This is a genomic window from Gordonia sp. (in: high G+C Gram-positive bacteria) (assembly GCF_049299075.1).
In the GTDB taxonomy this organism is placed as follows: domain Bacteria; phylum Actinomycetota; class Actinomycetes; order Mycobacteriales; family Mycobacteriaceae; genus Gordonia.
Map to the genome: position 1 here is coordinate 1 of NZ_JBAQWU010000168.1, position 7,453 is coordinate 7,453.

The 7,453-nt window shown below is 66.1% G+C and carries 7 protein-coding genes; 2 read left to right on the forward strand and 5 right to left on the reverse strand.

What is annotated here, in order from left to right; all coding sequences use genetic code 11:
* Nucleotides 1-25 precede the first annotated feature (25 nt).
* Entirely contained in the window at nt 26-181 is a 156-nt protein-coding gene (locus WAW85_RS05680) for a hypothetical protein (RefSeq protein WP_422558672.1), read from the reverse strand.
* Nucleotides 182-376: 195 nt separating this feature from the next.
* Between WAW85_RS05680 and WAW85_RS05685 the strand changes: the two genes are divergently transcribed.
* Entirely contained in the window at nt 377-2,188 is a 1,812-nt protein-coding gene (locus WAW85_RS05685) for a serine/threonine-protein kinase (protein ID WP_422558673.1), read from the forward strand.
* Complete coding sequence (locus WAW85_RS05690) at nt 2,185-3,171, forward strand: SGNH/GDSL hydrolase family protein (protein ID WP_422558674.1); 987 nt, start codon at nt 2,185-2,187, stop codon at nt 3,169-3,171. Before WAW85_RS05685 ends, WAW85_RS05690 begins: the two co-directional genes overlap by 4 nt.
* On the opposite strand, the gene WAW85_RS05695 is transcribed toward WAW85_RS05690, so the two are convergent.
* The 4 genes from WAW85_RS05695 to WAW85_RS05710 form a co-directional block, all read right to left on the reverse strand.
* Complete coding sequence (locus tag WAW85_RS05695; protein WP_422558675.1) at nt 3,168-4,424, reverse strand: acyltransferase family protein; 1,257 nt, start codon at nt 4,422-4,424, stop codon at nt 3,168-3,170. The two genes, WAW85_RS05690 and WAW85_RS05695, sit on opposite strands and share 4 nt — an antisense overlap.
* A gap of 9 nt (nt 4,425-4,433) precedes the next feature.
* Nucleotides 4,434-4,736, reverse strand: a complete 303-nt coding sequence (locus WAW85_RS05700) for a hypothetical protein (RefSeq protein WP_422558676.1) — start codon at nt 4,734-4,736, stop codon at nt 4,434-4,436.
* Nucleotides 4,737-4,793: 57 nt separating this feature from the next.
* A complete protein-coding gene (locus WAW85_RS05705; protein ID WP_422558677.1) occupies nt 4,794-5,636 on the reverse strand; it encodes an SGNH/GDSL hydrolase family protein in 843 nt (280 codons plus the stop codon).
* Nucleotides 5,637-5,862: 226 nt separating this feature from the next.
* On the reverse strand, nt 5,863-7,320 hold the full coding sequence (locus WAW85_RS05710) for a glutamate synthase subunit beta (protein ID WP_422558678.1): 1,458 nt from the start codon (nt 7,318-7,320) through the stop codon (nt 5,863-5,865).
* Nucleotides 7,321-7,453: the final 133 nt, after the last annotated feature.

Consider the following 7,453-nt stretch of genomic DNA (forward strand, 5'->3'; position numbering starts at 1 on the left):
TTTGCTCCCTGAGCTTGTCGAAGGGTCAGGCGGCGCGTCGAAGAAGCGCGATCTCCTCGCGGGTCACCAAACGCTCCCGCTCGGCTTTGAGCGACCGCGGTGCCCGCAGCCTTCCCCATAGTGCGCGAGCCGCCCCGATCCCGGCGCGTTCGCGTTTGCGCATCTCGACTGCCGATGACATGCCAACCCCTCCTGTATCGTCGAGAAACTGATCTCGGTCAGTTTGTCGGCGCAGTCGGCCACGACGTTACGTCGGTCCGGAACGACGGCGTGTCAACTGTGGCGCGCCGCACTTCCCGCCGTTGTCCACCCGCTACACTCAGACCGCTAGCGCTGGTCATTGGCGTGCGGCGGCATCTGTGCACAGGGAGGGTCGATGTCGGAGAACCCGGGCAACACCATTGCGGGGTACCGGCTCCTGCGCGAAGTGGGCCACGGCGGCATGGGCAAGGTGTACGCGGCCAAGCATCCGCGACTCCCCCGCGAGGATGCGATCAAGATTCTGGCGCCCGCCTATTCGAACGATCCGGTGTTCCGCGCCCGCTTCGAGCGAGAAGGCCAGTTGGCCGCCAGCCTCGAGCATGCCAACATCGTCCCCGTTTATGACTGCGGTGCGGACGCGGGCCGCCTGTGGATCTCGATGCGGCTGATCAGCGGTCCGACCGCCGCCACCGAACTCAAGGCGACTGGCGGCGGCGGCCTGCCGATGTCCCAGGTGATCGCGATCTGCCTGCCGGTGGCCCGCGCCCTGGACTTCGCTCATTCCCGGAACCTCCAGCATCGCGACGTGAAGCCGGAGAACATCCTGATCGACATGAGCACCGGAACCCCGCATCCGTTGCTCTCCGATTTCGGTATCGCTCGGGTCGTCGGAGATACCTCGCTCAGCAGTACCGGCATGGTGATCGGCACCGTCGACTACAGTTCGCCGGAGCACTTGACCGGCGAAGCCACCGATGGCCGATCCGACCAGTACAGCCTGGCCTGCACAGCCGCCCACCTGCTCACTGGTGTCAAACCGTTCGCCGCGACGAGCCCGACCGCAGTGATGATGCGGCACATCCGCGACGAACGCCCGACGATCAGCACCCTCCGGCCAGGACTGCCACGCGCGGTCGACGACGTCTTCCGCAAGGCGCTGGCACTCAATCCGGCCGCTCGCTACGGCTCCTGCGTCGAGTTCATCGCCGCCCTAGACGAAGCTTCGCGGACTGACACACCCGCCGCCGCCATGGCTCCGCACGGTCGCGTTCCGGTGACCAGCCGGATCGCAAAGCCGCTTTACCCAGACACCCAGATCGCCGACGTCTCCAATTCGCACGCCACCGCGCCACCGCAGGCTGCACCGTCGGCACCGGGAACGCGTTCGGGCCTCGGGCCGTCGGGTCCGCACTCCGGACCGTCCCAGCCGATCCCCGCATCCGGCGTTCGGCCGCCAGTCGGACAGCCGCCGATCCCACCGAATGCACCGCCAACCATCGCAGCGCCCCATTCCTCTCCGCCACCGGCAGGCCGCCGCCAGGCGCAGGCACCACCGCCGGGTAAACGGAGGAACATCGGCCTCATCACGGCGGCCGCGGCAGCCGTGGTGCTCGTCATTGCCGGCGGCGTCACCTACGCCGTCACGGGTGGCTCCGGCAGCGACCCCGACAACGCCTCCGCGACGGGTGCCGGCAGCGGTAGCACCCCCGGCGAGCGGGAATCCACAGCTCCTGCCGAAAGCAGCCCCCCGCGCCAGCAGTACAACATTCTCGACGCCCAACGCAATGCCCTTGACCCGTGCAAGCTACCGCCGAATCTATTGACCGCCGGCGGCATGAACACCGGCCTCCAACCTGTCCCGCACGCCGAGGCCCTTCTCTGCGAGGGCACGTTCACCGGCAATGCCCCCACCGTCCTGTTGGGTGGGTACGTGGTCGGTTCGCCGACCGCCGACTGGATGATCGACCAATACAACCGCGGGACTCCCGCCTTCGACGATTTGCCGGAATGGCGGCGCTACGAGGCCACCGACCGCATCACCCGCTGTAAGTACGGCTACGTGTCCAATACGTCTCCGCGGTACACCTTTGAAATCGCCGTCCAGCTCCGGCCGGCCGGTGGCGGTTTCGATGAGCGCGCCCGGCAGGCCGCCTGTAACCGGGTAGCCGAGGTTGCGCGTGCCGTCGACCCGGCGATGCCCCAGTGACCCCCGATCCGCGCCGCCGAAGCATTCTGCGGAACGTCATGCTGGCCGTCGTAGTCGTGGTTCTCCTCGCCGCCGTGGCCACTTTCTTCGCACTCCGGGACACGAGGACCGTCGACGGTGAAGCTCATCCCGGAACCCTGGCCTCGACCACGGCTCCACCCAGTACCACCGCACCGCTACCGAGGCAGCTCCGGCCCGGCGCCACCTACGTCAACATGGGCGACTCCTATGCGGCGGGCACCGGCGGGCGCGATCTCGCCCCCGATGCCCCAGTCCGCTGCCAGCGAACGGCCTCGAACCCGGGCGCGCAAGTAGCCAAGCGGATGAAGTGGAAGCTCACCGACGTTAGCTGCACCAGCGCCACCACCGAGAACCTGACCGTCGCCCAGAACGACGAGGTGGAGCCGCAAGTAGATGCCCTGAGCGAGAAGACCGACGTCGTCAGCGTCATTCTCGGGGCGAACGACGAAGCGTTCTTCGGGTTACTGGTCAGCAAGTGCGCCGATCTCGGCGGGGTCCATCCCACCGGCTCCCCGTGCAAGGACCAGTACGGCGACGAGCTCAAGGCCATCCTGACCGATGAGACCGGCCCCAATTTGACGGCCGCATTCGAGCAGATCGCCGCCGCGGCCCCGAACGCCCAGATCTATGCGGTCGGCTATCCGTGGCTGGTCCCCAAGTCTGGTGATTGCCGGCCGGCCTTGGCCTTCGCCGACGGTGACATCCCGTTCGCTCGTTCCATGCAGGCACTGCTGAATGAGAAGCTGGAAGCGGCCGTCGCCAGCGTCGATGGAACATTCGTCGACATGTCCGGGCTATCGGACGGACACGACGCATGTGCTGGCGCCGATGCGCGGTGGGTCGAGCCAGCTTTCGATCCGGACACCGGCCGCCGCACGGGTGTACCTGGCAACCATCCGAACGAGCGCGGCCAGGCAGCCATGGCCACCGCCTTGGAAGCCGCTATCCGCGCGCAGCGTTAAACAGCTTCGCGCGCGGCGGGCTGAGGACTCCTCGGGCTCGGCGTACTTTTCCGGGTAGGCTTTCGACTGGTAATCGGCTTGTCCACGAAATGGTAGATCAGCGCTGCGGCGACCAGCGAGAGGATGAAGGCCTCCAGCACGGCGAGCAACCAGAGCCCGAGACCTCCGGCGCGGCCGTACATCACGAACTTCACGATGATCACCATCGCCGGATACTGGATCAGGTAGAAGGCGTAGGAAACATCACCGAGCCAGACCATGGTTCTGGTCGTGTTGATACCTCGTCGTTGTTCGACGTCTCGCAGGGCCGCAGTGGCGATGACGGCTGCGGTGGGCAGCAGGATCAGCACGGACATCTTGTAATTGACCGGAACGAACCAGGTGGCGGCGAAGCCAACGGCCAGGGCCAGCAGCGGCCAGATCATCCGCGTGTTTCGCCACCAGCCCATCAGAACCAGGCGGCAGGCCAGCACTCCGAGAAAGAATTCCGGGAGCCGCATCAGCGGGAAATAGTAGCTCAGCCAATAGCCGAGGTCCGCGTAGCCGACGTAGGCGCGAGACAAGAATTCGGCTGACGCGTTGTAGCCGTACTCCGGCGTGACGGTCGGCAGCTGATCGGGAATGCGCGCGCCGTAGAAGTTTTCCAGACCCTTGTAGCCGGGCGCCCACAGGTAGACGGCGGTATGCATGGCGACGATCAGCCCGAAGATCCCGGCAAAGGACCACGGCACCCAGCGGTCCCGAATGCGTCCGATAAGCGGGGCCAGGAACGGGAAGGTCAGATAGAAGAGGATTTCGGAGACCAGCGACCACGCTGGCACGTTCAGGCCGCCCAGCGACGTCCAGTTCGGCCACCATGTCTGGATCAGCATGATCGACGGTACCCACGTATCGAGACGACCGAATGGGAGCGGGATCACCAGCATGAGGACCACCGCGGCGACGATGTGCGTCGGATAGATCTTCTTGAGGCGCCGCCACATGAACGACACCTCGGTGTCGTCGGGGCGCCGAGTCCACCACATGACGAAACCCGACAGGACGAAGAAGAACGTCACGCCGGCGGCACCGACCTGCATCGGGATGGCCTTGGCGAGGCGCCAGTAGCCCTCGCTACCGTAGAACGGATAGATCGGAAGAAAGACGACGACGTGCAGGAAGAAAACGGCCAGCGCCGCCCACCAGCGCATGCCGGTGAGCGACGGTAGCCGGATCCCCCGTCCGCCGATCGGCGTCGGGAGCTGGCTGGTCATCTACCGCGGTCAGTAGCCGGGGCGGCCGCCGCCGCCCTGCGGCAGCTGTGGCTCCTGCGGCTGAGGCTGCTGCTGCGTCTGCTGCGGTGCGGGTTCCTGGGTGACGACCGGCTCCGGCGTCGCCGACTCCTCGTCGGGGACCGACTGCGATGCGGTGGCCGGCGCCGACGACGGCGCCGACGGGGTCGTACCGGACGAGACCGACGGGCTGACCGACGACGAGGGAGTCTCGACGGAGTCGGAACTGCCACAGCCAGCGAGCACGCCGACTGCGCCGAGACTTGCGGCAGCGATGAGGATGGTCTTCTTCACGGTTCCCTCCAAGGGGTTCAGGCCCGAGCAGCATGCGCCGGTGCTCGGTTCGGCGGATCAGCTAGCGTTCGCGATGACACGGGCTGCGACGGCGTCACCCTCAACGGTGGGGTGAGCGAAAAGGAAGTGCTCGTAGAGTCCGGGGCGCGGGAACAGTGTTCCGTTGACCCACGGCTGCGCACCGCACAGACCGTGGCCGTTGGTGGCCTGATTCAAGTTGATGAATCGGACCCCGAGGCTGCTTGCCGCCTGCTGCTGTGCGGCCTGGAGTTTGCGCATGAAAGTCGGTGCCGCCGTGCGGTCCGGCTGCTGCACTGGAACGCCCGCAACGCGGTTGCACATGTGCTGCGCACCGGGGGCAAACAACTGCGGATAGCCCACAAAGGCGATGGTGGCGCGTGGCGCCTGGTGGCGGATGTAGGTCACGAGCGGCTTGATCTGACGGGCATAGTTCGCACCGGTCAACGTCGGGAAGGTCCCTGAAGTGCGCTCGAACAGACCCGGACCGCCCCCGAAGGAGTTGAAGCCGAGCTGGATCAGCACCGCGCGGGTGTTCTGATTGAAGCCGCCGCGCTTGCGGGCGAGTTGCGCCTGGTCGAATGCGTTGTAGCTGCCACCGGCCAGGTCGGTGCCGCTGCAGGAGACGTTGATCATCGGGCGGCCAGTTCGACGCTGCAACTGCTTCGGCCACGACGTCTCACTCTTCTGGCAGCCGCTCGGATCAAACAGGATATCCGGGAAATTCGCCGTATACGAGTCACCCATCACGACGACGTACGGCACATTGCTCGCATGTGCGGGTCCAGCCGTCAATGGCAGCACCAACGCCACGATGCTCGTCAGGATGGCGCCAAGGATCGCCGCTGCTCGTATCCCGCGATGACGGCCACGAGTCGTCATTCCGCGCATGGCACTCTCCACTCGTTGATTGCACTTGTTAACCCGCTGAGCTTAGCAACGATACGCGCGCGTCATCGGCACAGTAGTGCTTCGAGCTGCACGAATTCGATGAAGATTCGTCTGTTAAGACGACACCCGTACACGGCCTTCAGTCCTCCCCGGTCGGCCCGGAAACGACGACAGCGGCACCCTCAGGGAGGGCACCGCTGTCGTCGGGAACTCCGCTCTACCGCTGCGCCACCTGGGTGGGCACGATCGGCGCGGGCAGCTCGGTGCCCACGGTCAGGTAGGTGTCGACGGCGGCGGCGGCACTGCGGCCCTCGGCGATAGCCCACACGATCAGCGACTGGCCGCGCCCGGCGTCACCGGCGACGAAGACACCGGGCAGACCGGCGGCGGCGAATGTGCCGTCGCGCACGATGTTCCCGCGCGGGTCGTAGCCGGCACCGAGCTTGTCGAGCAAGTCCTCACGCTCCGGGCCGACGAAGCCCATCGCGAGCAGGACCAGATCACAGTCGAGCTCGAAGTCGGTGCCCTCGACCTTCTCGAATCGACCGTTCACCATGGCCACCTCATGCGCCTTGAGCCCGGTCACCTGACCGTTCTCGCCGATGAACGCTTCGGTGTTGACGCTGAAGACCCGCTCGCCGCCCTCCTCGTGAGCTGAGGAGACGCGGTACATCAGTGGGTACAGCGGCCACGGCGTCGAGCCCGCCCGTTCGGCCGGCGGCCGCGGCATGATCTCGAACTGGTGCACAATCTCGGCGCCCTGGCGCAGCGACGTACCGAGGCAGTCGGCGCCGGTGTCGCCGCCACCGATGATGACGACCTTCTTGCCCGCGGCGGTGATCTGCCCGGGGACCGCATCGCCGACGGCGACGCGGTTGGCCTGCGGCAAGAACTCCATCGCCTGGTGGATGCCGTTCAGCTCGCGGCCGGGGATCGGCAGATCGCGGCCGATCGTCGAGCCGTTGGCCAACACGACGGCGTCGAACTGCGCGCGCAACTCGTCGACGGTGAGATCGACACCGACATTCACCCCGGTGCGAAAGACGGTGCCCTCAGCCTCCATCTGCGCCAACCGGCGGTCGATGATCTGCTTTTCCATCTTGAACTCGGGGATGCCATAGCGCAGCAGGCCACCGATGCGGTCGGCCCGCTCGAAGACGGTCACCGCGTGTCCGGCGCGGGTCAACTGCTGGGCGGCGGCCAAACCGGCCGGACCTGAACCGATCACGGCTACGGTCTTGCCGGTCAGCTCGGATGGCAGCACCGGCGCCACGCCGCAATCGTCAGCGAACGCCTTCTCGATCAGTTCCACCTCGACCTGCTTGATGGTCACCGCCGGTTGATTGATACCCAGGACGCACGACGCCTCGCACGGCGCCGGGCACAGCCGCCCGGTGAACTCCGGGAAGTTGTTGGTGGCGTGCAGACGATCGATGCCGTCCTCCCACCGCCCCCGGTACACCAGATCGTTCCACTCGGGAATCAGGTTCCCCAGCGGACATCCGTTGTGGCAGAACGGAATACCGCAGTCCATGCAGCGACTGGCCTGCGTCTGCAAGGCTTCGCTGCCGAACTTGTTATAGACCTCTTTGAAATCCAGAAGTCGGAGTTCGACGGGACGCCGGGTCGGCAGTTCCCGTTCAGTGTGCTTGAGAAAACCTCTCGGATCAGCCACGAGCCGCCTCCATGATCGCTTCGTTCACATCTCGTCCGGTGCGCTCGGCGACGTCGATGGCGTCAAGCACTTTCTTGTAGTCGCGGGGCATGACCTTCGCGAACTTGGTCTGGGCCACGGCCCAGTTGCCGAG

Bases quoted from the DNA above. Each gene is read 5' to 3' on its own strand.
- WAW85_RS05695 (WP_422558675.1), bottom strand. From the start codon at position 4,424: ATGACCAGCCAGCTCCCGACGCCGATCGGCGGACGGGGGATCCGGCTA.
- WAW85_RS05680 (WP_422558672.1), bottom strand. From the start codon at position 181: ATGTCATCGGCAGTCGAGATGCGCAAACGCGAACGCGCCGGGATCGGG.
- WAW85_RS05685 (WP_422558673.1), top strand. From the start codon at position 377: ATGTCGGAGAACCCGGGCAACACCATTGCGGGGTACCGGCTCCTGCGC.
- WAW85_RS05705 (WP_422558677.1), bottom strand. From the start codon at position 5,636: ATGACGACTCGTGGCCGTCATCGCGGGATACGAGCAGCGGCGATCCTT.